This window comes from Chryseobacterium sp. D764 (genome assembly GCF_019317325.1).
Taxonomy (GTDB): Bacteria; Bacteroidota; Bacteroidia; order Flavobacteriales; family Weeksellaceae; genus Chryseobacterium.
This window is the reverse complement of the sequence record NZ_CP079219.1, coordinates 1,844,402-1,870,274: the sequence shown is the minus strand read 5'-3', so window position 1 is coordinate 1,870,274 and position 25,873 is coordinate 1,844,402. Positions and strand designations below refer to the sequence as shown.

Annotated in this window: 28 protein-coding genes; 16 read left to right on the top strand and 12 right to left on the bottom strand. The window is 37.1% G+C overall.

From position 1 onward, the window contains the following. Positions 1-25 precede the first annotated feature (25 nt). Positions 26-403: a hypothetical protein gene (locus tag KYG33_RS08375; protein WP_139348569.1), complete on the bottom strand. Its 378-nt coding sequence runs from the start codon at positions 401-403 to the stop codon at positions 26-28. A 17-nt stretch (positions 404-420) separates the two neighbouring features. Beyond that, positions 421-1,335, bottom strand: a complete 915-nt coding sequence (locus KYG33_RS08370) for an alpha/beta hydrolase (protein ID WP_077418468.1) — start codon at positions 1,333-1,335, stop codon at positions 421-423. A gap of 163 nt (positions 1,336-1,498) precedes the next feature. Here KYG33_RS08370 and KYG33_RS08365 point away from each other — a divergent pair, with 163 nt between their 5' ends. Then, a complete protein-coding gene (locus tag KYG33_RS08365) occupies positions 1,499-2,059 on the top strand; it encodes a DNA-3-methyladenine glycosylase I (protein ID WP_219073061.1) in 561 nt (186 codons plus the stop codon). 76 nt (positions 2,060-2,135) lie between these two features. Here KYG33_RS08365 and KYG33_RS08360 read toward each other — a convergent pair whose 3' ends face one another. Beyond that, on the bottom strand, positions 2,136-2,513 hold the full coding sequence (locus KYG33_RS08360; RefSeq protein ID WP_077418472.1) for a winged helix-turn-helix transcriptional regulator: 378 nt from the start codon (positions 2,511-2,513) through the stop codon (positions 2,136-2,138). A 91-nt stretch (positions 2,514-2,604) separates the two neighbouring features. Between KYG33_RS08360 and KYG33_RS08355 the strand changes: the two genes are divergently transcribed. Then, positions 2,605-3,135 carry an NAD(P)H-dependent oxidoreductase gene (locus tag KYG33_RS08355; RefSeq protein WP_180564218.1) on the top strand — a complete coding sequence of 177 codons (531 nt, stop codon included), beginning with the start codon at positions 2,605-2,607 and terminating at the stop codon, positions 3,133-3,135. Between the two features lie 42 nt (positions 3,136-3,177). Here the strand turns inward: KYG33_RS08355 and KYG33_RS08350 are convergent, their stop codons facing one another. The 5 genes from KYG33_RS08350 to KYG33_RS08330 all read right to left on the bottom strand — a co-directional run bounded on the left by KYG33_RS08350 (position 3,178) and on the right by KYG33_RS08330 (position 7,239). Then, a complete protein-coding gene (locus KYG33_RS08350) occupies positions 3,178-3,630 on the bottom strand; it encodes a hypothetical protein (protein ID WP_219073060.1) in 453 nt (150 codons plus the stop codon). Between the two features lie 2 nt (positions 3,631-3,632). Next, positions 3,633-4,106, bottom strand: coding sequence for a hypothetical protein (locus KYG33_RS08345; protein ID WP_077418479.1), 474 nt, complete (start codon positions 4,104-4,106; stop codon positions 3,633-3,635). After that, positions 4,107-4,607, bottom strand: a complete 501-nt coding sequence (locus tag KYG33_RS08340; protein ID WP_232538979.1) for a DUF2199 domain-containing protein — start codon at positions 4,605-4,607, stop codon at positions 4,107-4,109. A 38-nt stretch (positions 4,608-4,645) separates the two neighbouring features. After that, a complete protein-coding gene (locus KYG33_RS08335) occupies positions 4,646-6,232 on the bottom strand; it encodes a patatin-like phospholipase family protein (RefSeq protein WP_219073059.1) in 1,587 nt (528 codons plus the stop codon). Between the two features lie 107 nt (positions 6,233-6,339). Then, positions 6,340-7,239 (bottom strand): CorA family divalent cation transporter, encoded by a 900-nt coding sequence (locus KYG33_RS08330; RefSeq protein WP_077418486.1) that lies wholly within the window; start codon positions 7,237-7,239, stop codon positions 6,340-6,342. Positions 7,240-7,312: 73 nt separating this feature from the next. On the opposite strand from KYG33_RS08330, the gene KYG33_RS08325 reads away from it, so the two are divergent. Further along, positions 7,313-8,335 (top strand): 3-oxoacyl-ACP synthase III family protein, encoded by a 1,023-nt coding sequence (locus tag KYG33_RS08325; RefSeq protein WP_077418488.1) that lies wholly within the window; start codon positions 7,313-7,315, stop codon positions 8,333-8,335. Positions 8,336-8,552: 217 nt separating this feature from the next. Here the strand turns inward: KYG33_RS08325 and KYG33_RS08320 are convergent, their stop codons facing one another. Then, positions 8,553-9,713: a thioredoxin family protein gene (locus KYG33_RS08320; RefSeq protein WP_077418490.1), complete on the bottom strand. Its 1,161-nt coding sequence runs from the start codon at positions 9,711-9,713 to the stop codon at positions 8,553-8,555. Positions 9,714-10,014: 301 nt separating this feature from the next. Here KYG33_RS08320 and KYG33_RS08315 point away from each other — a divergent pair, with 301 nt between their 5' ends. After that, positions 10,015-11,643 carry an AraC family transcriptional regulator gene (locus KYG33_RS08315; protein ID WP_219073058.1) on the top strand — a complete coding sequence of 543 codons (1,629 nt, stop codon included), beginning with the start codon at positions 10,015-10,017 and terminating at the stop codon, positions 11,641-11,643. Between the two features lie 404 nt (positions 11,644-12,047). On the opposite strand, the gene KYG33_RS08310 is transcribed toward KYG33_RS08315, so the two are convergent. The 3 genes from KYG33_RS08310 to pruA form a co-directional block, all read right to left on the bottom strand. After that, the gene (locus tag KYG33_RS08310) at positions 12,048-12,254 is read right to left on the bottom strand and encodes a hypothetical protein (protein ID WP_077418494.1); all 207 of its coding nucleotides are present in this window, start codon (positions 12,252-12,254) and stop codon (positions 12,048-12,050) included. Positions 12,255-12,489: 235 nt separating this feature from the next. Beyond that, positions 12,490-12,711, bottom strand: coding sequence for a cytochrome C551 (locus KYG33_RS08305; RefSeq protein WP_077418496.1), 222 nt, complete (start codon positions 12,709-12,711; stop codon positions 12,490-12,492). Positions 12,712-13,017: 306 nt separating this feature from the next. Next, positions 13,018-14,643, bottom strand: coding sequence for an L-glutamate gamma-semialdehyde dehydrogenase (pruA, locus tag KYG33_RS08300; RefSeq protein ID WP_180564215.1), 1,626 nt, complete (start codon positions 14,641-14,643; stop codon positions 13,018-13,020). A gap of 406 nt (positions 14,644-15,049) precedes the next feature. On the opposite strand from pruA, the gene KYG33_RS08295 reads away from it, so the two are divergent. The 12 genes from KYG33_RS08295 to KYG33_RS08240 all read left to right on the top strand — a co-directional run bounded on the left by KYG33_RS08295 (position 15,050) and on the right by KYG33_RS08240 (position 25,779). Next, positions 15,050-15,415 (top strand): hypothetical protein, encoded by a 366-nt coding sequence (locus KYG33_RS08295; RefSeq protein WP_077418498.1) that lies wholly within the window; start codon positions 15,050-15,052, stop codon positions 15,413-15,415. A 154-nt stretch (positions 15,416-15,569) separates the two neighbouring features. Continuing rightward, positions 15,570-15,872: an urease subunit gamma gene (gene ureA, locus KYG33_RS08290; RefSeq protein ID WP_047387758.1), complete on the top strand. Its 303-nt coding sequence runs from the start codon at positions 15,570-15,572 to the stop codon at positions 15,870-15,872. An 11-nt stretch (positions 15,873-15,883) separates the two neighbouring features. Beyond that, a complete protein-coding gene (gene ureB / locus KYG33_RS08285; protein WP_047387761.1) occupies positions 15,884-16,252 on the top strand; it encodes an urease subunit beta in 369 nt (122 codons plus the stop codon). Position 16,253: 1 nt separating this feature from the next. After that, a complete protein-coding gene (ureC, locus tag KYG33_RS08280; protein ID WP_180564214.1) occupies positions 16,254-17,975 on the top strand; it encodes an urease subunit alpha in 1,722 nt (573 codons plus the stop codon). Between the two features lie 173 nt (positions 17,976-18,148). Continuing rightward, positions 18,149-18,796, top strand: a complete 648-nt coding sequence (locus KYG33_RS08275; protein WP_077418499.1) for a hypothetical protein — start codon at positions 18,149-18,151, stop codon at positions 18,794-18,796. Next, a complete protein-coding gene (gene ureE, locus KYG33_RS08270) occupies positions 18,786-19,295 on the top strand; it encodes an urease accessory protein UreE (protein ID WP_219073057.1) in 510 nt (169 codons plus the stop codon). The genes KYG33_RS08275 and ureE overlap by 11 nt, the downstream gene beginning before the upstream one ends. Continuing rightward, the gene (locus KYG33_RS08265) at positions 19,288-19,986 is read left to right on the top strand and encodes an urease accessory protein UreF (RefSeq protein ID WP_077418501.1); all 699 of its coding nucleotides are present in this window, start codon (positions 19,288-19,290) and stop codon (positions 19,984-19,986) included. The genes ureE and KYG33_RS08265 overlap by 8 nt, the downstream gene beginning before the upstream one ends. Before the next feature lie 134 nt (positions 19,987-20,120). Further along, positions 20,121-20,759 (top strand): urease accessory protein UreG, encoded by a 639-nt coding sequence (ureG, locus tag KYG33_RS08260; RefSeq protein WP_045499433.1) that lies wholly within the window; start codon positions 20,121-20,123, stop codon positions 20,757-20,759. Further along, positions 20,760-21,548 carry an urease accessory protein UreD gene (locus KYG33_RS08255; protein WP_219073056.1) on the top strand — a complete coding sequence of 263 codons (789 nt, stop codon included), beginning with the start codon at positions 20,760-20,762 and terminating at the stop codon, positions 21,546-21,548. Between the two features lie 65 nt (positions 21,549-21,613). After that, on the top strand, positions 21,614-22,315 hold the full coding sequence (locus KYG33_RS08250; RefSeq protein ID WP_219073055.1) for a hypothetical protein: 702 nt from the start codon (positions 21,614-21,616) through the stop codon (positions 22,313-22,315). A gap of 177 nt (positions 22,316-22,492) precedes the next feature. Beyond that, positions 22,493-23,380: an urea transporter gene (locus KYG33_RS08245; RefSeq protein WP_219073054.1), complete on the top strand. Its 888-nt coding sequence runs from the start codon at positions 22,493-22,495 to the stop codon at positions 23,378-23,380. A 152-nt stretch (positions 23,381-23,532) separates the two neighbouring features. Beyond that, entirely contained in the window at positions 23,533-25,779 is a 2,247-nt protein-coding gene (locus KYG33_RS08240; protein WP_219073053.1) for a TonB-dependent receptor, read from the top strand. Positions 25,780-25,873: the final 94 nt, after the last annotated feature.

Sequence of the window (25,873 nt, the reverse complement as noted above, 5' to 3'; positions counted from 1 at the left end):
TGATTTTTAATTAGGTTAAAAAAGTTTAAACCAGATTAAGCTTCAGTCTTTTAAACAGAATATATTTCGGCGGGCTGTTTCCTGTAGAATGCCCTGAGTATTCATTGAAAAAAATCTTCTCTTCAGCAGAAACCTCTGCAGAAGAATAAAAATTGGAAAAAGAATCTTTGTATTGGCCCTGAATGTTAGCTTTTGAGACTGAAACTCCTGCTGAAGCGGATGCAGCATCACAGCTGGAAGAAAGAGATGAAGTTATCTTTACCTTATTCAGCCCGCTGATATACTGAATATCAAAAATATCAAGAACATTTCTTTTTACAGAACACGGTGATAATGAAAACACCAATACAAGCATCGTAATGACAGCTTTATAGGTTTTCATATGGAGTCCTGAATGGGGCATGGTTACAAAACTACACTTTATTTTAATGTAAGCTTAATAAATTGTAAAAAATCCTCCTGCTGGTCTACAAATAAATAATGGGAACAGTTGTCGATAAGTCTGAAATTTTTCACCCCAACGATATTTTTAAGATCATTCAGCTGTTTTTCTGAAAATATTCCGTCATCCTTACCATACACTGCAAAAATGGGAATTCCTTTTTTTCGGATGTCTTTTAGAACGGGAGTATTATCCAGATTGTTCAGAGTTTCATTTTTATAGAATTTAAGGGGTGAATCAGGATTTCTTATATTGTTTTTATAAAACTCACCTGCCTTGTATTCGTTTCTCAGCATTTCACTTTTGGGAGTAGGATTGGGCATATCGAAGAAACTCAGCTTACCGGCCATTTCATAACATCTTTTTCTATAGGCCGCAGAATTTTTATCCAGATTTTCTATTTCCGAAATCTCTTTGAGCTGTACAGAATCATTTTTAAAATGTTCTTTTGCCTGTTTTAAAATATGATCATAAGTTTCCTGCTGGGTAAATAAAGCTCCGGCAAGAGTCAGAGAATTTACTTTTTCAGGAAATTGTGAAGTGAATAGAGTCCCGATAATTCCACCGAAACTGTGAGCAAGAATATTTGCTTTTTTAATATGATAAGCTGTGTAAATTCCTTTTAAATCTTCAAAACTTTCTTTAAAAGTCATAGTGGCATTTTCATCTTTTGAACGGCCTTCACCGCGTCTGTCATAGACAATGACATAAAATCCTTTATCAGCCAGTTTTTGAGCTGTAGTTCCTTCAAATAAAGTGGCATTTCCGCTCGGTCCTCCATGAATAAAAATAACAGGAATGTTTTTTGGATTTCCATAGGCTTTAGAATATAGATTCTGTGCATTTAAAACAATAGAACATACAATAAAGATAATAGAAAACAGTGATTTCATGATAGCGTTTTAGGATCCTCTAAACTACTGAATATTCTGTGAGCAGGATAAAATAAATGGAATTATCATTAAATTTAAAAAATAAAAATCACTACTGACGGACAGTTGTCACAAATCTGATTTATTTTTACAACATTATTTAGAATTTAAACAGAATATTGTAATGAGTTATTGTTTAGCAATAGAAGGTATGCAGCCCGAAAGCAGAAAAGAACTGCACAAAAATTATCATGACCACTATTATGGATTTCCAATTCATGATGATAATGAATTGTTTGGAAGGCTGATTCTGGAAATCAACCAGGCAGGCTTAAGCTGGGAAACCGTTCTGAAAAAAGAAGACAGTTTCAGAAAAGCCTATGATCATTTTAATATTCAGAAAATAGCAGCGTATACAGAAGAAGACCGCGAAAGACTGTTGAATGATCCGGGAATTATCAGAAATAAATTAAAGGTAAATGCTGCGATTGAAAATGCCAGAGCGATTTTAGAGCTTCAGAAAGAATTCGGGTCATTTGAAAAATGGCTGGAACATCATCATCCTAAAACATTGCAGGAATGGATGAAGTTATTCAAAAAAACATTCAAATTCACAGGTGGAGAGATTGTCAACGAATTTCTCATGAGTACCGGATATCTGAAAGGAGCCCATCATGAAACCTGTCCGATACATTCAAAAGTTTTGGCTCAAAAACCTTTGTGGAAGAGAAGTTTGGATCAATAATAAACATAAATTCCTACGGAATGACAGAGTGTGTAAATAATGTCAAACACTTCTTTTTTGTCACTCCGTAGGAATCTCAATCATTCTTTGTAGCTTTATTCACTACTTCTTTATGCTCATTTCCCCATTTTTCAAACTCGAGGATAATGGGTTTCAGCTTGTACCCGATTTCTGTAAGCTCATATTCTACCCTTGGAGGAACTTCGGCAAATACTGTTCTGGTAATGATTTTGTCCTCCTCCAGCCTGCGAAGCTGAAGAGTAAGCATACGCTCTGTAATATTCTGAAGCTTTTTTCTCAGTTCTCCGAATCTCATTTTTCCATTAATCAGATAACAGCAGATAGCCAATGCCCATTGCCCCCCGATAATGTTGGAAGCATAGATTTCCGGACATTCATCAGCAAGCGCTTTTTTATTGGCAAAATTCGTTGAAGTTTCCTTTATTTTAGTCATTACTTACATTTTTTATAGTACCATACAATGGGTGGCTAATGTACAAAATGTAAGTTACGTATCGTAATTTTGTAATAGAAATTTAAACATAATGAAGACTTTAGTAATTATTATCCATCCTGATATTGAAAAATCTGTGATCAATAAAAAATGGACTGACGAATTAAAAAAATATCCTGAAAAATATACGGTTCATCAATTATACGAAGCTTATCCTGATGGAAAAATCAATGTAACTCAGGAGCAGAAGTTGATGGAATCTTATGATAAAATTGTATTTCAGTTTCCTTTTTACTGGTTCAGCAGCCCGCCACTTTTAAAACAATGGTTGGATGAGGTGGTTTTATATGGTTGGGCGTATGGAAGCAACAGTGGTTTCAAGCTTGCAGGAAAGAAAATGTCACTGGCTGTTACTGCTGGAATTGATGAAGAAGGATACAGTACATCCGGAGAGTATAAATATACCATGAAGGAGCTTTTCAGGCCTTATGAATTGACGTTTGATTATATAAAAGCAGATTATAAAGAACCTTTTGTTTACTACGGAATTGAAAGAGATTCTTCCGATGAATGGATCAACAGAAGTGTTCCGATGTATCTGGAGTTTTTGGATGCTTTATAACAGAGTAAAAGTAAAGTTGGACTTTAATTAAATGAGTTCAACTTACTTTTCTATGTATTCAAAAGGTTCTACATTCCGGTCCTGAATATATTTCTTTATTGTATTACTATCAATATTAAAAGGGACATCTTGATATTTCCAGCCTTTTGCGGGAATTTTTAAATCTATAAGATAATTCTCAATAGAATAAATGTCAAGAACTTTTGCATTTTTAGGTTTTATAGAATCAAAAATGATGAGAAATTTATCTCCTTTTTTGTAAGAACAATTTGTTGTTTTATAATATATTTTATTACTAACCTGATAGCTATAATCTGTTCCTACACCATTGTTATTCTTTGGATGCCAATCCGTAATAGCCTCTCCAATTGTATATTTAGGACTTTTGAGCATTTTTTTTACCCATAAATTCTCGTCTACCATGCAGAATATGATCAATCCTAAAGTGAGTACCAAAAGAATAATATGAAATTTTTCAGAGATAAATTTTTTCATGTTCAACTCATATATTTTTCATTGAACTTTTGCAGATCTACTGCCTGTTCCTGAAAATATTCTTTAAATTTATCTGAAAGATTTTTTTCTTTAAACTTTACTATAGTATACCCGCTATCAAAAGCAATAATTTCTAAAATACTTTCCTGAATTAAAAAATGATTAGGTTCCCAAACGATGGAATCTTCAGCAGATAGTTTAGAGATTAATGAAGTATCTGGTACAATATTATTTGGAACAGCGGATATTATCCCCCAAATCATCTGAGTATTGCTTTGATAAAGCTTTTCAAATTCCCGATGATCCAAAACAAAAAAATCTTCATCAAAATTAATGGGAAGTGGCTGTTCAGATATAAAATCCAGATCAGTTAAGATCCAGTGATAAATAGTCAGATCATCCCATATAGGCTTTAAAATTTCCTGAAGATTGGTATGGAATTTTACTTTCTTTGTACTTCTGATAATCCAGTTCATTTATTCTTTATTTAAAATCCTGTTGATTCTTTTCTCTGCTTCTTCCTTTGTAATTCCATTATAAAAATCATGTACAAAAGGATGTTCATAGCTTTGGTGAGGATAAACAAATGGCCTGCCGATTGCATTATTTACCACCACAGTTGTAGGAACGCTTTCCTGAAAATCATAATCCGGAAGATAGGTAGAAAGCCATCCGAAATATTCAGCTTCAAATTCCTTATTATCGTAATTCTCAACATATTCATTATAGCTCTTCTCACTCAATGAAACCCATATTCCATAATCCAGATCTCTGCAGTCATCATTAACTTCCTGCACAAGAACTGTGCGGATAAATCGGTGTGTATTTTCAGGATCTTTGACGACACACAGGTCTGAACTGAGTTCAGCATTTTTTAATTCTTCTTCGGATAAGCAGGAATAAAAATAAGGGTATGAATAGGCTATTGCCGGCCAGTCTTCTTTTTCTTCCCCGCAGCATTGGCAGATGTATTTCATGATTAAATTTGCTTTTCGGCTAAAATACCTAAAAATCCTTATCCCACCGTCGGCGTATCCTCTTCTTTCAGTATTTTCTTCTCTTTCATGGTGAGTATCATGCGTTCATATTTGTATTTTTCCCAGTCGAAACCATTGAGAAAATCAAGGGCTGCCTGGAAACCTCTGTTGAAAAGTTCTTCCTTTTCCTCTTTTTTCATAAAGAAATTCAGCCAGCTGCTGGTACCGCAGTTCACACTCTGTATACTGTATAAACGGTAAAAAGTATGTTTGGTAAGGAAAGTTTTGTCATTAAAACCTTTCAACGTACTGATGATATTTCCGGCATAGCTGAAAGGTGTCTTAAGGATTTCTGCACTGGTTTTCCCTCTTTCCGAAAGAATAGCAGAATCACTAGTCAGCTGTACTCCGAAAAGAGGCATTCTTGGATAAAAAACTTCATCGGCATGAAACAGGTCAATAGGAAAGTTGGAAATACTGCCTCCATCAATGAAAACCCCGGCAGGGTTGATATCTTCCGGTTGGGTATTCATCCAATATCTCCAGGCATATTTTACAGAGCTGTCATCTTTATTGATCTGTTTCTGAAAAGGTTCAAAGAAAAAAGGAACAGCCATAGATGCTCTTACAAATTCCGCCGGGCTGATGTGCTTCAGTTCCTCTTCGGACCAGTAGAGATTGGCCATCGTAGGAAGTTCCACCTTAATTTTAGCATTGATATCGGTGGTAATGACAACATATTCAGATTTGAGAAGGTAAAACGGGTTGTTTTTATAATAATCATTATTGAGGGCACTTTCATAGAAAATTCGATATCGGGTCTGATCAATATGTTCCTTATTTTTTATTTTAATCTTTTCGATATTCTGCAGAGTCACTATATAATATTCCTGACCGTTTCCATACCGGTAGTTGAGGTTAAGATTCCGTTCTTTCTGAATAAATTTCTCGTTGAGGTGGGCCACCGTTTTGATTCCAAATTGATCCAGTGCATTTTGCATGGTATTCTGGAAAACATTTCCGGGATTGAGACCGCTGTTTTCTTTCCTAAAATTATTATACAGTTTTTGAATGCAGAAAAAGAGAATGACAGCCGGAATCAGAGGAATCAAAAACATCAGTTTGGCATTCAGTATAGTAGCTGAAGAAACCAAAAAAGGAATACTGATCAGGATAATGAACAGGATCGCAGCAATAATGGCATTGATCTTAAAAAAATCCTTATTGTTAAGCATTGCATGCAGCGTCGTTTTTACATAAGTTTTTCCATCCATAAAATCGGAAAAATCCCAGCTGAAAAGGATATCTTTGATAAGCTCACTTTTGGGCTCTTCTTTGGTTTTACAGGCCGCAATGAGCATCGTATTAATGGCTCCGGCACTCGTTCCTGCTACTTTCAGAAAACGGATACCAAATATTTCCAGCCCGTAAAGATAGCCTACCAGTGCACTTCCCCAGACACCACCACCTTCCTGCACAAACTCTATATACTGATTCCCAGACTGATCCAGGAGATCAGAGAATTCTTTGGCAGATATATTCTCATGCAAAGCAGCCAGTTTATCTTTGGAGGCCTGCGAAAGAGAAGAATCTTCCAGGATTTTGTTGAGGTTTTCCGAGGTCATGGTATTTTGTCTTGATGGTGTTTGGGTTAAAGGCAAAAAGCAATCAACCGGTTTATATTTTTATCGAAGATAAAATCTTTGCGTCTTTGTGCTTATATAAAAATTAATCACCATTGTTTACGTCTTACATAAATAAACGTACTGATCATGACCGTAGCCATAGCTCCCAGCGTTATAAAATATCCGTATTTATGATGAAGTTCAGGCATATTATCGAAATTCATCCCATAAACCCCGGCAATAAAGGTGATCGGTAAGAAGTAAATAGAATAAATAGCCAGAACTTTCATAACCTGGTTGGCCTTTTGATCCGAAAGTGCCAGGAACATGGAAATAAGGTTGGTGATCTGAATATTCAAGTGATCAAAATCTGCCACTACATCTTTATGTTTATCTTTCAAATCAACAATTTCGGAGTCCTGTAAATTCAATAATTTAAATTTATCAATGGCATCCGTAGAAATCACCAGTACCCGTGAATTCAATCCTGATTTTCGTTTCAGTTTATAAAGGCGGCGGATCTGGCTTGTATGATTGGTGTTTTTAAGGAAAATCTCATTCTCTATATTGTCCATAGTTTCAAACAGACTTAAAGATTCATCATCAAAACTTTTCATAATCAATATCGCGATCATCAGTGTGATCTGTTGAGGATTAAGGTCTTCCTGAATCGAAGAAACTTTCTTCTTGACTTCGGTGATACTTCTGGTTTTCATCCTGTGGATGGTGATAATGGTATTCTCCACCAAAAAAATCCCAATCTTGGTACTGATATCACTGATGGTATTCAGATTCTTTCTTTCCAGTTCTGTACTTTCACGCAGGAGAAAGAATTTGATATTTCCGTCCTCTTCATATTTGGGAAGGTGGTTGGGATCCATTGTATCTTCCAGAAGAAGATTATTGATTTCATATCTTTCATGAAGAAATTTCAGGTCTTCTGCAGTAGGAGCCTCTACATCTACCCATTCGCACTGGGAGGTTCTGTATATCGTATCAATTGGCATAAAGTAAAAATACTAATATTTTGAAAAACTATGTGTTAAATAAGTTTTATCTTTGCCAAAATTAAAAAACTATATGATTAAAAGTACAATAAAAGGTGTGGGATTTTATGTTCCAGATAACGTTGTTACAAATGATGATTTAGCAAAACTAATGACGACCAATGATGAATGGATTACGGAAAGAACGGGTATCAAGGAACGCAGACATAGAAAAAACAGGAATGACGCTCAGGAAACTACTGCTTATTTAGCGTTTAAAGCCTCAGAAAAAGCCATTCAGAACGCAGGTCTTACCTCAAAAGATATTGATTTTATTGTTTTTGCAACCCTTTCTCCGGATTACTATTTTCCTGGGAGCGGGGTATTGCTTCAGGATATGTTGGGATGCGATACAATTGGAGCACTGGACGTGAGAAATCAATGTTCGGGATTTGTATATTCTATGAGTGTTGCCAATGCATTTATTAAATCAGGTACTTATAAAAATATTCTTGTTGTAGGAGCGGAGGTTCACTCTTTCGGATTAGATTTTTCTGATGAAGGCAGAGGAGTTTCTGTTATTTTCGGAGATGGAGCAGGAGCAGTTGTACTTTCAGCTTCAGAAGATGAAAATTCAGGAGATATTTTAGCGGTGAATATGCATTCTGAAGGTAAATATGCAGACGAACTTTGTACGCAGTTCCCGGGTTCAAAATTCGGATGGAGTGACAGAATGAGAAAAGAGCCTGAAAATGTAACCAACAAAGAAGTATACCCAATCATGAACGGTAACTTCGTGTTCAAACATGCGGTGACAAGGTTTCCTGAAACGATGATGGAAGCATTGAACAAAGCAGGGAAAACAGTTGAAGATCTAGATATGTTCATTCCGCACCAGGCGAATCTTAGAATTGCTCAGTTTGTACAGGATAAATTCGGATTACCGAATGAAAAAGTCTTTAACAATATTCAGAAATACGGAAATACAACCGCTGCTTCTATTCCTATTGCTTTAAGTGAAGCGATTGAACAAGGGAAAATTAAAAGAGGTGATTTGGTACTTCTTTCAGCTTTCGGAAGCGGATTTACCTGGGGAAGTGTGCTGTTTGAATACTAAGAGAAGAGAGTAAATAGCTTTTGTATCTATAAAACAGAAAGAAAGCTTTATGTTCCACTTATATTACAGCTGAAGACGTGAAAATTCCCATCCTTTGGAGGGGTGGGGAAAATTCAAAGAATTTTTGACGGGGCGGTTGGCAACATCTATTCCCTAAACAATATAAAAAAACCGCAGAACTGCTAAAGTTCTGCGGTTTTTGGTTTATGTATTCCTATTAAAGGCTTTTCAATAATTTTTCGGTATCAGTAGAATCCTGTCCTGTACTTTTTGCAAGCTCAATAGATTTTTCAGCCCATGTTTTTGCATTTTTCTTATCCCCAATCTTATTGTAAAGATTTGCCAGAGTATCTGTATTAGCAAAGTTCTGATCTTTCTTTACAGATTCCTGTGCCCATGCAATTGCTTTTTCAAGAGATGTTTTATTGCTTACGTTTTCAAAGAAGTTCCACGCAAGAGAATTCAGTTCTTCAGAACCTGCTGCAGAATAGTCTTTGTATAAGTCAATGATCAATTTTTCATACTCAGGAATATCTTTATTCTTTAAAGCTCTGTTGGCTTTCATTCTTTTTAAGATCTTGTCAGCCTCTTCTTTGCTTAGGAATTTCTGAGTTTCAGACATGAAATAGTTGTCGTCCCATTTTTTTGTATCTGCATTATATGCTTTTTTGGAAACGGTATTCAACTTGATGTTTTTGTCAAACTTTTCATACTTATCTTCCGGGAAGAATTTAACGATATCCGCTTTCTTATCCTGAAAAATTTTGTACAAAGGGCTGTCTATAGTTTGAACCCCTGAAAGAAGCATTTGAACATCTTCCTGATCTAAACTTGGTTTCTGCTGGAAATAACGGTTAAGTACTTTACCGGCAAACTCAGCATCATTATACATTGTAAGTCCTGCAAGATTCTTTAGAAACTCAGGATCTTTTTCTCCTTTTTCAAACTGCTCTTTTAAAGAAGTCAGTCTTTTGTTTGGATCTTCGGCATCTTTGGCAAACTGGATAAAGTCTTTTTCTTCAACATATCCTAACGTTCTGTGTACTGCTTCACCGTTTCCATCAATAAACAGGTAAGTAGGGAATGCTTTTACATTATATTTTTTAGCCAACTCAATTCCTTCACCTTTTTCCATGTCAATTTTAGCATTGATGAAGTGAGAATTATAGTATTCACCCACAGACTGAAGTGGGAAGATATTTTTTACCATCAGTTTACAAGGTCCACACCATGAAGCATATGCATCTATAAAGACCAGTTTTTTTTCTTTTTTTGCTTTGGCAAGGATAGACGCAAAATTGCCGTCTTCAAATTTAATTCCCTGTGCCCATGCAAGAACTCCTATAAAGATTGAGGAAAGTATTGCTATTTTTTTCATAAAAACTTTTTATTCCCTGCAAATGTAATAAATATGATGACACATGAGCCGTTCATATTGAAAATAATTATAAAGGAATTTTGGTTTTAAAACAGGCATCAGTTCATATGAAGGATAATCATTTATTATTTCGGTCTAATTATTAAAATTAATGTAAATCACTATTTTAAGTTAAATGATTAAATTTCAATATAATATTTTAATAAAAAATAAAATATCACTAGTTTTGTAAAAAACAAAAAGACACCCAGTGAAAATAATGATGAATTATTATAAAATAAAAATAATAATTTGTTTCTGTATGTCTAAAAATATCCTGAAATTTTTGTTTTTGCTGGCAACAGCAGTCCCAATATTCGCTCAGAAAAAAAACAACTTTGAGCTTATCTGTGAAAGAACGTCTTCTGTTACCGCACATAAGGATTTACCCAAAGCGATCAAGACCGCAGATTCTCTTTATATGCTGGCACAGAAACCTTCTGAGAAAATACAATCTCTTATTCTCTCTTCAGAACTTTATCATCATGCCGGCGAGCTTAAAAAAGCAATTTGCTATAGTGAAAACGCCCACTCGATAATCAATCAGATAAATGACCCGGAACAGATGGCTGTGGTAACCCGATTACTTGCCAGGCAATATAGACAGGTAGGGTTGTATGAAAGGTCTAAAAAATACATTGTAAAAGGACTAGAAGCTTCCGGCAGGATTACTGATTTTCAAAAAAGTAATGAGGCGGCAGGACTCCTGAATCAGGAAATGGCTTTCTATGAAATGGAACTGGGCAATTACTCAAATGCAATACGATTTATAGAATCTTCTCTGAAATATTTTGAGAGAATCAACAGCCGTAATGAAAACAGAACAGCTGCTGCTTCCTATCAATTGCTTGGTGATGTCTATTTCAAACTGAATGACTATCCTGTTTCTGAAAATTATTACAGGAAAGCTGAAGGTTTGCTCAAAGTCGGAAGCTGTACGCTCGGATTGGTTTATAATGGTCTGGGAGGAATCCGTCTGAAGCAGAAAAACTGGAAAGATGCGGAACTATACCTGAAAAAAGCAGAAAAAATAGCAGACACCTCCAGAAGTCTTACATTGAAAAAAGCAGTATACTCCAATATAAATGATTACTATGAAGGGATGGGGGATAATTTCAAAGCTTCTTTATATGCTGTGAAATATGTACGGACATACGACAGTATTGCAGCCCGTAATCAAAGCTTCACAATGAAAGGAGTAGAGGTTTCAAAAGGGAAGACCAGTAAGAAGAACGGACAGATGAATCTGGTGAAAAATGCCACTATTATTGTCCTGTTTACATTGTTGGTTGGTTTACTTGTTTTCTTCAGAACGAAACAGAAAAAACAACGTTCAAAGTTCAGAAATATCATAAGAACTCAGTTGAAAATGATCAGCAGCAGAAGTAATCATCCTTTAAAACAATCCGATGGTTCTGAGTTTTCCAATATATCTGTGGAAGAAATTGATGAAAAAGATTCTGAAACAGACCGAAGACGAAATGATTCTCTGATGACTTCCGAAACAGAATCAAAGCTGCTTGAACTTCTTGAAGATTTTGAGAAAGGTGATCTCTATAACAATAAGGGAATGTCTCTGTCTTTCCTTGCAGGTGAATTGAATACCAATACAAAATATCTGTCTTATGTAATCAATCAGCATAAGAGTGCTGACTTTAAATTGTATATCAACCGACTGAGAATCAGATATATTGTGGATAAGCTGATCAACGATGAGAAATACCGACAGTATAAAATAAGCATCCTTGCTGATGAATGCGGCTTCTCTTCACACAGTAAATTTGCTGCAGTTTTCAAAGCGGTCACAGACTATTCTCCATCAGCCTATATTAAATATCTTGATGCTGAAAATCAATCAGATAAAAATGTTCATTTTCCTGAAAATGATTAAAAATAGATAGGTTTTTAAATTCTATCTTACTGTTTTCACGAAAATGAACAACCTATTGTTTTACAGGAACCCTTTGCTATCCTATCTTTGCGCCAGTTCGAGGGACATGAATACAATCATACTACAGCTTATCTCTTTTATTTTTTGAAGGAATATTTTTTTTCCTGAAATAATATTATAGTAAGAAAATCATCCCTAAGCTGAAAACTAAACCATGAAAATTTATATATGGAACGCGTGTATATTTCATCATTGAAACAGCCACGGTTCCTGTTTTTATCTTTAAAGGAAGTATTCTGTTCACAGAATATAAACCATATCTTATAATCGGGGTTGATTGCCCGGTTTTTTTTCAGTCAAGTTTTTTTAAGTGCAAATCCACAGAAGTCTGTGGATTTGTGATTTTATTTAACTTTTGGACTGTCGGGTTTGGTTTTTGAAGTATCAGCTGCCGGAGCGGGTATAGAATTAGCTACAGCAGAATCACCCATTTTGTTTCTTAAAGATTCCTTGTTGTGGGCATCTTTATATTCCTCTCGTTTTTCTTTATTTTGAGCACAACTTCCAAGGAAAAGAAGTCCAAGAACTGCTCCTATCCAGAATTTTTTCATAGTAGTATATATTAATGTTTGGTAATAATCAAATATAAGATTAATTAAAAGATAAAAGATAAAAGATAAAAGATAAAAGATAAAAGATAAAAGATGTTATTATTAAAATTCAATAGGGGGTGGATTTTAACTCACTAACAAAAAAATATTCGTCCCATTGGCTTTATCCAATAAAAAAAATCTGCAGCGATTTCATCTGCAGATTTTCCATTTTTAAATTGAACGTATATCAATACTATTTGACTGGAGACATTACCGCTGAATCTTTTTTTATCTTGACACTGTCAGGATTTGTCATTTTTGTAGTCATTGTATCAGTGGTTGTAGGCGGTATACTTTTTTGAGTATTTTCTACTGTCGCTGAATCACGATTGCTCGATGACATTGTCGATTCTTTGGTTCCACAGCTCACTGCAAATATTCCTATTCCAATGACTGTTAGCAATAACTTTTTCATACTATTTTATTTTGGGGTGTATACCTATTCAAAATCAACAATTATTCCTAAGAGGGTAGGGAAAGTCGTAAAATATAGGTAAAGTTTGTTAAAAGATGTTAGGTAAAAGGTAACAGGTTGTAGGGATTAGGGGAGAGAGTATTGAAGTATTGGAGAAGTAAAAGTATATTTCTGGCTACCAATAACCTTAAACCTTAGACCTTGAACTTTAAATCTTTAAACCTTGAACTCTGCATCCCACAAAAAAGCCCCGAAACCGAAATTCCGAGGCTGTTTAATCATTTATCAATGATCATTTATCTTTTATTATCCCAAATAAGGATATTTGTAGTTTTTTGGAGAAACAAAAGTTTCTTTTACACTTCTTACAGAGGTCCATCTCAGAAGATTCATTTTAGAACCTGCTTTATCATTTGTTCCTGAAGCTCTACCACCACCGAAAGGCTGTTGTCCTACTACAGCACCTGTTGGTTTATCATTGATGTAGAAGTTACCTGAAGCATTCTCTAAAGCTTTATAAGCTTCATTGATCGCGTAACGGTCTTGTGAGAATACAGAACCTGTTAATGAATAAGGAGAAGTAGAATCTACAAGTTTTAGCGTTTCTTTCCAGTCCTTATCTTCATATACAAATATTGATAAGATTGGCCCGAAGATCTCTTCTACCATACTTTCGTAGTGAGGATTTGTAGTTTCAATTACTGTTGGGTGTACAAACCATCCTTTAGAATCATCAACTTTTCCACCGATTGCTACAGAAGCTTCATCTGAAGCATTTGCTCTGTCGATATATCCTTTACATTTCTCGAAAGAATTTTTGTCAATTACTGCGTTTACAAAGTTAGAAGTATCTTCTGGAGAACCTACTTTAATAGAATTCATCTGAGTTTCCATTACTTTTTTCACGTCAGCCCAAAGAGACTTAGGTACATAAGCTCTTGAAGCAGCTGAACATTTTTGTCCCTGATATTCGAAAGCACCTCTTACCAATGCAGTAGCTACAGCTTCTACGTTAGCAGATGGGTGAGCGATTACAAAATCTTTCCCTCCTGTTTCTCCAACAATTCTTGGATATGTTCTGTAGTTGTGGATATTATCACCAATCATTTTCCACATTCCCTGGAATACTTTTGTAGAACCTGTGAAGTGAAGACCAGCAAAATCACGGTGTGCCAATACTTTTTCAGCAGTTTCTTTTCCATCTGTAAAGATCATGTTGATAACTCCCGCAGGAAGACCAGCTTCAATTAATACATCCATAATTACTTTTGCAGAATATACCTGCTTGTCAGACGGCTTCCAAACTACAACGTTTCCTAACATTGCCATACAAGTAGGAAGGTTTCCGGAAATAGCAGTAAAGTTGAACGGAGTTACTGCAAAGCAGAATCCTTCTAATGGTCTGTATTCAACGCGGTTCCAGATTCCATTGTCAGAAACCGGCTGCTCAGCATACATTTCTGTCATGAACTCTACATTGAATCTTAAGAAGTCGATGAATTCACAAGCTGCATCAATTTCAGCCTGGTGTACATTCTTAGACTGTCCGATCATTGTTGCAGCATTAATCACATCTCTGTAAGGACCAGCCAAAAGATCAGCTGCCTTTAAGAAAATTGCTGCACGCTGTTCCCAGCCTAGTTCATTCCATTCTTGTTTAGCTGCCAATGCCGCGTTGATAGCGTCATCCACATGCTGCATACCACCCTGATAGTAGAAACCGAAGTCATGAGCATGATCCTGAGGAGACTGAAGCTGTACTTTTGTATCAGTTTTCACTTCTTTTCCATTGATAATCATTGGAACTTCCACCTTTTCAGCCCACATTTTTTTATAAGTGTCGATAAGGCTTTTAACTTCCGGAGATCCCGGTTCATAAGAATTTACCGGCTCATTTACCGCTAATGGTACTTGCGAAATTGCTTTTGACATATTACGTTTTATTATTTTATTAAATTAAATAAGATGTGTATACAAATTTACGATAATTATAAGGAAAGAAAAAAATACCGCCTGTTTTTATGAAATAAAGCTTATTGTTAAGTAATAGCTAATGAATAAAGGATTTTTAACATGTTGTGTTGATAATATTGGATGTATTTACTCGATCTTTTAAATAGAAGGAAAAGATAAAGTGGAATATCAGAATTATAGGAATAAGGACAATAAAATATTTGTCATAGTTCATAAACTATGCTTAAGTATTATAAATAAGGGATTTATCATGAAATGTTAAAATTACATAAAATTGTATTTGTTGCGATTTTGAACATTTTAAATAATTTTTTTGATAGCCAAGGTTTTAAGATTGTTCTAATTTTACACCATTATTAATAGTATGAAAAAAAGAGTTTTATTTTTCTCTTTTCTGATGTTTTTCTCAGCGTTGTGTGCAGGTCTTTTTGCACATAAAGGGAAAACTCAGTCATACTCTGATATTATCTCAAAAATCAATCTCCTTCAGCAGAAATCCGATCAGCAGACCCAGCCTGAAATGTATAGTTTTTCAGATGTGCAGGATGTACAGGATTCCAATGACTGGGAGAAAGTGAAATTTGATTACTCAGTACTTGCACAGCAGTGGCTCAATTATTTCTTTGCAGGCTACACTTACAATACACAGGTTGCGGCTGTTCAAAACCGTACCTACATTACAGCACCAAGATACATTCTGTATCACTGTCTGCAGATAGCGGGCTGCTAATCCCTTTTTTAAATTTTTAATGATCCATTGTGGTTTGTATTCACTCAATACAGATCTGTAAAAATCATTCCCATTTTACATTTTTTGAACATGTCTATTTGCCTTTATGGAGAGGTGAACCAGTACTGTTTGTCCAATTTTAAATAAAAATACTATGCACTTAACACCGAGAGAAACGGAAAAGCTTATGCTATTTCTGGCAGGCGAACTCGCTCTAAAAAGAAAGGCAAGAGGCCTTAAATTAAACTATCCTGAATCAATTGCACTCATCAGCCACTTTTTGCTTGAAGGAGCAAGAGATGGAAAAAAAGTAGCCGAACTGATGCAGGAAGGCGCTAATCTTCTTACTAAAGATGACGTAATGCCCGGCGTATCAGAAATGATCCACGATGTTCAGATTGAAGCCACTTTCCCTGATGGGACTAAGCTGGTAACCGTACACAACCCAATCCGCTAATACTACTGATTATGATACCAGGAGAAATTTTTGTAAAAGAAGGTACAATTATCTGCAATGAAGGCAGAGAAACTGTAAAAATAAAAGTAACAAACACCGGAGACCGTCCTATTCAGGTGGGTTCACACTTCCACTTTTTTGAAGTCAATAAAGCGATGAGCTTTGACCGTGAAAAAGCTTTCGGAAAGAGACTGAATATTGTAGCAAGTACTGCAGTAAGGTTTGAACCGGGAGAAGAAAAAGAAGTGGAATTGGTAGAAATAGGAGGAACCAAAAAAGCAATGGGCTTCAACAACCTTGTCGACGGACAGATAGATTCCGAAGAACAGAAAAAGGCAAGCCTTGCAAAAGTTGAAGAATTAAACTTTAAAAATCATTAAGATGAGCTTACACGTAGACAGAAAACAATACGCCAATATATTAGGTCCTACAGCCGGAGACAAAATCAGATTGGGAGACACTGAAATAATCATTGAAATTGAAAAAGATTTCACTCACTATGGAGACGAAGCCGTTTTCGGAGGAGGAAAAACAGTCCGTGACGGAATGGGACAGAATGTTACTGCTAAAAGAGATGAAGGTGTTCTGGACCTTTGCATCACAGGAGCTGTCATCATTGACCATTGGGGAATTATAAAAGGTGATATCGGAATCAAAGACGGAAAGATCGTAGGAATCGGAAAAGCAGGTAACCCTGATACAATGGATGGTGTAAGTCCCAATATGATTATTGGAGCTTCAACTGAAGTCCACGGTGGAAAAGGATATATCGTAACAGCCGGAGGTATTGATACCCATATTCACTACATCTGTCCTCAACAGATCGAAACATCTCTATACAGCGGGATCACAACAATGATTGGCGGTGGTACAGGTCCGAATGACGGAACTAATGCTACAACAGTGACTCCGGGAAAATTCAATATGCAGAAAATGCTTGAGGCAGCAGAAGAATATCCTATGAACCTTGGTTTCTTCGGAAAAGGAAACTGTTCGGCAGAAGAACCTATTGAAGAGCAGGTAGAAGCAGGTGCTTTAGGTGTGAAAATCCATGAAGACTGGGGAGCAACTCCCGCAACAATTGATGCAGCACTGAAAGTAGCGGATAAATATGACGTTCAGGTTGCTATCCATACCGATACGCTGAATGAAGGAGGATTCCTGGAAGATACAATGAGAGCAATCAACGGAAGAGTGATCCATACATTCCATACAGAAGGAGCTGGTGGAGGTCACGCCCCGGATATCATTAAAGCAGCAATGTACCCAAATGTACTGCCCGCTTCTACAAATCCTACACGTCCTTATACAGTCAATACGATTGATGAGCACTTAGATATGTTGATGGTTTGTCATCACCTGAGCAAGAATATTCCTGAAGATGTAGCTTTTGCAGATTCCCGTATTCGCCCTGAAACCATTGCAGCAGAAGATATTCTTCATGACATGGGCGTTTTCAGCATCATGAGTTCGGATTCTCAGGCGATGGGAAGACCGGGAGAAGTGATTACAAGAACATGGCAGACGGCAAGCAAAATGAAGGAGCAAAGAGGTGATTTAGCTGAAGATCAGGATAGTGGAAACGATAATTACCGTGCAAAAAGATATGTGGCTAAATATACCATCAATCCCGCTATTGCACATGGTATTTCAGAATATGTAGGATCTCTTGAAGAAGGTAAATTGGCAGATTTGGTGATCTGGAAGCCTGCATTATTCGGAGTAAAACCGGAAATGATTGTAAAAGGAGGGTTTGTGATTGCTGCTAAAATGGGAGATCCAAATGCATCTATTCCAACACCTCAGCCAATTATTTACAGAAATATGTTCGGAGCTCATGGAAAAGCCAAGTTTGGTATTTGTGCGAATTTCGTTTCTCAGGTTTCTATCGACAACGGAACCATTGCTTCTTACAAATTGGAGAAAATGATTCTTCCGGTAAAAAATTGTAGAAATATTTCCAAAAAAGACCTTATTCATAACGATAAGACTCCTTTAATTGAAGTGAACCCTGAAAACTATAAAGTAACGGTAGACGGTGAGTACATCACTTGCGAACCTGCGGAAACACTTCCTTTAACACAGCTGTATTACTTATTCTAAGATCAATTTAAAGTACAGTATCTGAAAGCGAAACTATTGGGCTTTGTCATTCTGACGAAGGAAGAATCTCATAGGGATTCTTCACTACATTTCGTTTAGAATGACACTTTCAGGTACTTCTTTATCCCAGGTTTACTCACTGAATTTAAAATAATTATAGAACTAAGTTTAAAATGAAATATTTAAATAAAACAGTTGTTTCTCTTGTTGTAGCCGGAATGTCTATGCTTTCAGGAAATCTGAGCGCTCAGTTTTTGGGCGGGCACAGGCTTAAAAGTGATGAAGATGGACCAAAAGGGCAGTTTATGGTGTATGGTTCATTAGATTACTCTAAACTTACAACTCCATCCAGCAGCAGCAGTACTGTCTCAAGCGCACCGCTTGGAGTAGGGTACTTCATTAACAATAATGACCTTATCGGAGTCAATTATGCTTACTCACAGAATACAGTTGATCATAATGTAGTCTACAAACAAAATGAAGCAGGTATCTGGTACAGCCCTTCATTGATGCTTGGAAAGTACTTTGTACTGATCGGGCAGGTAGATGCTCACTATGTTTGGGGACAGCAGCTGTCAACGGCTGCTGATGCAATGCAGAACTTTAACGGATTCCGTCTTCGTGCCTATCCCTTGATCGGAATATTACTGGGAGGAGGCTGGGCCCTGAAATTCAAATTTGCAGAACTTTCAATGCTTCAGACTAAAACCAAAGAAGAAGGCTGGACGAAGAACTATGTAGCAGGAATCAGTGGTTCAACATTCGGGGTAGGAATCTCCAAAAACTTAGACTTTAGAAAAAAATCCAAAAATGATAATTAATCAAATCACAGGAAATCTCTCTGAAAATCCTACAGGGAAAACCATAGATTATCTTGATCTGGAATGGTTTGAAACTACCAAAAGAATCCAGCGCAAAAAAACCAGACAGGGAACTGACGTTGCGATCAAGTTTCTCAGAGAAGGACAGCGTTTGCATGAAGGAGATATTCTTTTTGAGGATGCGGAAAAAATAATCGCGGTAAATGTTCTGGAGACGGAAGCGATCGTGATGTCACCCGCTTCGCTCCTGGAAATGGGTACCGTATGTTATGAGATCGGAAACAAACATATTCCGCTCTTCATTCAGAATGATAAAGTATTGCTTCCTTTTGAAATGCCGATGTTCAGATGGCTGGAGGCAAGCGGTTTCAACCCGGAGAAACAATCTGTGAAACTGCTGAATCTTCTTAAATCCAATGTAGAACCCCACGGGCATGGAAGTCTGGGATCAACAATCTTTACAAAAATCTTAAAAATGGCAGCTCCGAAAGATGAATAATATCAACATAAATTTCCTGTCAGGACTGCTTCATCTTGCAGATCCGACACTTCCCATCGGAGGGTATACTCATTCCAACGGACTTGAAACCTATGTGCAGGAAAGGATTGTACATAATTTAGGTACAGCCAAAGAATTTGTGCAGAATATGCTTCAGTACAACCTTAAATTTAATGACGGGGCTTTTGTAAAACTGGCGTATGAAGCAGCGGAAAAAGGAGATTTGCAGGCATTGTTACTTCTTGATAATGAGTGTAACGCTATAAAATGTCCGAAGGAAATCCGCCAGGCCAGTCAGAAATTGGGGATCAGGCTGATCAAAATCTTTAAAAGGAGAGACCGTTTTCCTTTTATGGAAGCGTTTGAAAAAGCAGTGCAGAATAAAGAAGCCAATTCCCATTACTGTATTGTGTTCGGAGTGTATGCTTACCTAATGAAAATTCCTTTGTATGAAGCTCTTTTAGGATTCTATTATACCTCAGTGGCGGGAATGATCACCAATGCGGTAAAGCTTGTTCCTCTTGGACAGCTGGATGGGCAAGATATTTTATTTTCCCTTTATCCTGTAATGGAAAAAACAGTCTGGGAAACCATAGAGCTGGACAGAGATATGGTAGGACTTTGTAATACCGCTTTCGATATCAGGTGTATGCAGCATGAGAGATTGTATTCAAGACTTTATATGTCGTAAGGAAAAGGAGGTAAATAGCTGATGATGCAGAATACGATGCACATTGCTGAGTGAAACGCCTTTGCGATCGTAAAATATTCACGGTAAAAAACTTAGCGTCCATAGCGTTAAAAAACAATTAAAATTTAAAAAAAATGGAAAATAGAAAATATATAAAAGTAGGAGTTGCAGGACCTGTAGGTTCAGGAAAAACTGCATTACTGGAACGTTTAAGCAGAAAATTATTCGGAAAGTATGACCTTGGAGTAATCACTAATGATATTTATACAAAAGAAGATGCTGAATTTATGGCAAAAAACAGTCTTCTTCCCCATGACAGAATTATCGGAGTAGAAACAGGAGGCTGCCCACACACTGCCATCCGTGAAGATGCAAGTATGAACCTTGAAGCCGTAGATGAGCTTGCAGCACGTTTCCCTGAGATTGAACTGGTTCTTATCGAAAGTGGAGGTGATAACCTTTCAGCGACATTCAGCCCGGACCTTGCAGACGTTACCATCTTCATTATTGACGTAGCAGAAGGAGAGAAAATTCCTAGAAAAGGAGGTCCTGGTATTACAAGATCAGACTTGTTAATTATCAATAAAATAGACCTTGCCCCGTATGTAGGAGCCAGCCTTGAAGTAATGGAAAATGATGCCAGAAGAATGAGAAAAGGAAATCCTTTTGTATTTACAAACCTTAAAACAGATGAAGGACTGGACAAAGTAATAGGTTGGATTAAAAAATATGCTCTTCTCGAGGAAATTGAAGAACCGAACTTAGTAAGATAAATGGACAGTCGTTTAAATATTATCGCAGGATTTAAGGGAGGAGAATCCTATGTGAAAGACCTTTATGTCTCACTTCCTTTCAGAGTGGTTTTTGTAGGGCAGCGGAAAAGTGACAAAAAACTTTATCAGATGGTGATGAGCTCCTCTCCGGGAATTCTGGATGGAGACCACTACCATCTGGAGGTTGCTCTTGAAAAAGGTGCTGCGCTTCAGCTGCAGTCACAATCCTATCAGAGGCTTTTCAATATGAAGGATAAAGCACTTCAGGAGCTTAATGTTTCTATGGAAGATGAAACCTCTTTTGCTTACGTTCCTCATCCCATAGTTCCGCATGAAGATTCCAATTTTAAGAGCAAAGCGAATATTCATATTGGGAACAACAGCCAGATCATCATCAGTGAGATTATTACCTGCGGAAGAAAACATTATGGAGAAGTTTTTAAACTGAAGCGTTTTCAGAATGTGATGGAAATCTACCACAACAATAAGCTGGTAGTGAAAGATAATGTTCTCATTCAGCCTGATATGATCCCGATCAGCAGTATCGGAAATCTGGAACAGTATACCCACCAGGGAACCCTGATCTTCTATAGTACGAAGGGAAATGTAGACAAGAATGGATTGATTGAAGAGATCGTTGAAGCAGCGGCACAGCATCATGAAGAAATGGAAGTCGGAGTCTCTGCAATGGATGACAATGGTTTTGTCGTAAGAGCTTTGGGACACGGAGGAGAGTTGATGTACAACTTCTTCCTGTATATTCAGGAAATTCTCTGGTCATTCGAGTAAAAAAGGGAGCCTTGTCAAGGTTCAAAACCTTGACAAGGCTCTCAAGTAAAACAAAAAAGTAAAAAATGGATAGTACAGTTTGGGCGCTTCTTTTGAGTGCCGTTTCAATAAGTTTCATACACACCGCTTCAGGGCCGGATCACTACCTGCCATTCATTGTGATTTCAAAATCCAAGAAATGGAGCGGAATGAAAACAGCAGTATTAACGGTTGTCTGCGGTTTCGGACATGTATTCAGTTCTCTGATTTTAGGCTTTATCGGAGTTTTCCTTGGATGGCAGCTCAATAAGATCTCCTGGTTTCAGGATATCAGAGGAAATTTCTCAGGATGGGCACTGCTTATTTTTGGAGGCGTTTATCTGGTATATGGTCTCATTCAGGCCATCAGAAACAAGCCTCATAAGCATTTTGATGTAATGGGTGATGATGTTTATGTATACGAACATAATCATAGTGAAGTGGTAATGCCTCAAAAAAGAATAAAAGTGACTCCGCTTGTACTTTTTATGATTTTCGTAATGGGACCCAGTGAACCCTTAATTCCTTTATTATTCTATTCGGGAGTAAAACATTCAATGTCTGAAATTGCTGTTCTGGTAACGTCTTTCACCATAACTACCGTCCTGACAATGCTTGGAATGGTTCTTCTGGGACGTTATGGTTATTCAACACTATTCAATACTGAAAAGCTGGAAAGATATATGGGAGTGGTGAGCGGAGCTGTGGTAACCGTTTGCGGAATAGGAATGGTCTTTCTTGGATGGTAAACGAGTTTCGGGATTTGGGGTACGAGTGGTAGAGTTTGAAGGTCAGAGAGAATGAGAGTTTTAGGGTAGAGTCCCACTTCCTGCTCCCAACTTCTAGCTTCCAGCTATTACTTTTACTGTCTCACTCAAATCATCAATACATTTTACATTGTACAAAATACATTATACAAAAAAACTATGAACGAATTTTTCAAAAAACTACCTTTTATAGACCATGTTTTGAAAGGAATCGGACAGATTATGCTTCAGGAAAACAGATGGACAGGACTTCTGTTTCTTACAGGAATCTTTATGGGAAGCTGGCAGTGCGGGATTGCAGTATTGCTTTCAACGGCGGCCGGAACTTTTACTGCCATGAAACTTAACTATACTAAATCTGAAATCAATGCCGGGCTTTACGGCTTCAGTGCGGCACTTGTAGGAGTAGCGTTGTCCTTTCTATTTGAAACTACATTGCTGATCTGGATTTTAATAGTGTTGGGTGGAGCATTGGCAGCTGTTATTCAGCATTTCTTTATTCAGAAGAAAATTCCGGTGTTTACCTTTCCTTTCATTATCATTACATGGATATTGGTATTTGCACTCCATCATTTTACGCATATTCCGCCATCTGCGATGTTGAGCAGTGAAGTGGTGCCCACAGAATATGATGATTTTCTTGCCTGTACCAATGGTTTTGGCGAAGTAATATTTCAGGGTGGAGTACTTTCAGGAATGATTTTCTTTCTTGCCGTTTTCATCAGTTCTCCCATAGCCGCTTTATATGGGCTGGCAGCATCTATTCTTGGTGCAGGATTATCACAGTTGAACGGAGAGCCTATTAAAGAAATCCACATGGGATTATTTGGTTTTAATGCCGTGCTTTCAGCAATTGCTTTTTCCGGAGTTAAAAAAACAGATGGTTTATGGGTACTTATTGCCGTTCTTATCACGATTGCCATTGATGATCTTTTGATTGACAATCATTGTTTAGATATCGTGGGTGGAGTATTTACTTTTCCATTCGTAGCCGGAACGTGGATTACGCTTTTAATTCAGAAAGTATTTCTTAAAACTAAAGAATAGAGTTTTAGAAGGGAGTTCAAAGTTCAAAGTTTAACGTTCAAGGTTTAAAGTTTAAAGTTTAAAGTTTAAAGTTCTCCTACGAATGACTGATGATTCACTTGTCTTTCATTTGACTTCTAAAATCATTAATACATTATACAAACAAATAAAAAATGAAAATAACAAAAATAGCAGCCGTATTTCTGGTCATGGCATTCAGTGGAAAAATGATGGCGCAGGAAGCAGAAAAACAGTTGCTGATCAAAGATGCAGATGACAAATTTCCCATTGCAGATGCTTTGGTAAAATATGACCACGGGAACAGCCATACTCATACAGCGGCAGATGGTATATTTGCCATTCCTGTAAAATCACTTCCTGATACCCTTGTGATCAGCCGTCAGGGATATGATGGGGTAAAATGGGTGGTGACCAGCGATGAAGATAAAAATAAAGTTATTTTTTTGCAGCATAAGCCTTTTCAGATTTCTGAAGTTGCCATCAATCACAGTTCATTTTTATCAGCCATTACCAAGGTTGATCTGAATAAATTTCCGGTAAACTCAGCGCAGGATTTATTAAGAAAAGTTCCGGGATTGTTTATTGCACAGCATGCCGGAGGAGGAAAGGCCGAACAGCTTTTTTTAAGAGGATTTGATGCCGATCACGGTACCGATGTCAGCGTTAATATGGACGGAATGCCGGTGAATATCGTTTCTCATGCCCATGGTCAGGGATACTCAGATTTACACTTTGTGATTCCTGAAACGGTAAACAATATTGACTTCGGAAAAGGAGCCTATTATATGGATCGCGGTGATTTCAATACGGCAGGATATGTAGATTTTCAGACCTATAATGGATTGAAAAACAGTATGATTAAACTGGAAGGAGGCTCTTTCAATTCAAAAAGAGTCTTGGGAATGTTCAATATTCTGCATGATGATCAGGGAAGAAAAAATGCCTATATCGCAGCAGAATACAACTATACAGACGGCCCTTTTGATGTAAAACAGAATTTCAACAGAGTTAACATCTTCGGGAAATACAACCAATGGTTAACTGATAAAGACTATTTCAATATTCAGTTTTCAACATTCAATTCTTCATGGAATGCTTCCGGACAGATTCCGGAACGTGCCTTAGATGAAGGAATCATTGGCAGATGGGGAAGTATAGACCCTACGGAAGGCGGAAAAACTTCCAGAACAAATCTTCAGATGAATTTCAAGCACATTATATCTCCTTCTGAGCAGATTGATGCCATGGCTTTCTATTCAAAGTATAATTTCAATCTGTATTCTGATTTTACCTTTAATTTAAAAGATAAAGATCATGGAGATGAAATTCAGCAGACCGACGGAAGAAATATCTACGGTGCCGAAGTGAAATATACCAAAACTTTTGCCCTGGCTAATAGTTCTTTAAACTGGACTTCTGGAATAGGGTTAAGGAATGATGATATCAATACTTTACAGCTTAACCATGTGTATCACAGAGATATGCTGCTTGACAGATTATCTGATGTGACAGGAACGGAAACCAACCTTCATGCTTACTCAGGATTGGTATGGAAGACAGGAAAATGGACCATTAACCCTGCTTTGAGAGTAGATCATTTTATCTTTAATATGCATAATCTGCTGGATGTAGAACAATTGCCGTCCGGACAGTCAAAAGAAGCAACAAGACTAAGCCCGAAATTGAATTTCTCCTACGCTCAGAATGATAACGTGATGTGGTTCCTGAAAACAGGGATGGGCTTCCACTCCAATGACCTGAGAGTAGTCGTTCCCAATAAAAACGAAAATACCCTTCCATATTCTATTGGAGCAGATTTTGGGGTGAGATTACATCCGTTCAAATCATTGATTATTACTCCGGCATTATGGTATATGGATCTGCAGCAGGAATTTGTTTATGTAGGAGACGATGCTGTAGTAGAGCCGTCCGGAAAGTCAAGACGTTTCGGGGCCGATCTTGGAGTTCGTTTCCAGCCGTTGGAAAACTTTTATCTGAATGCCGATATCAATTATTCCCATGCAAGATTTACCGAAGAAGAAAAAGGACAGGATTACGTTCCGCTGGCTCCTGTAGTAACCAGTACAGGATCTGTAAACTGGGATTTCCTGGATGGCTTTTCTTTAGGACTTCAATACCGATATCTGGGAGCAAGACCAGCAGTAGAGGATAACAGTATCAGAACCAAATCTTACTTTGTAAATGATCTAATGCTTTCTTATAACCGCCGGAAATGGGGTGCAAATGTTCAGCTTAACAACCTTTTCAATGTAAAATGGAATGAAGCCCAGTTTGCAACAGAAACCCAGTTGAAAGGAGAAGCAGAACCTATTACAGATCTTACTTATACACCAGGAAGTCCTTTTGGAGTAAGGGTAGGAGTGTATTATAAGTTCTAAATGAATGAGTGGGAGAGTATAAAGGGGTGAGAGAGGAGGTTGCTGGATGCGGGAGTTGCTTTTGCCCTTTTACTTTCCACTGATTCGGTGTTGA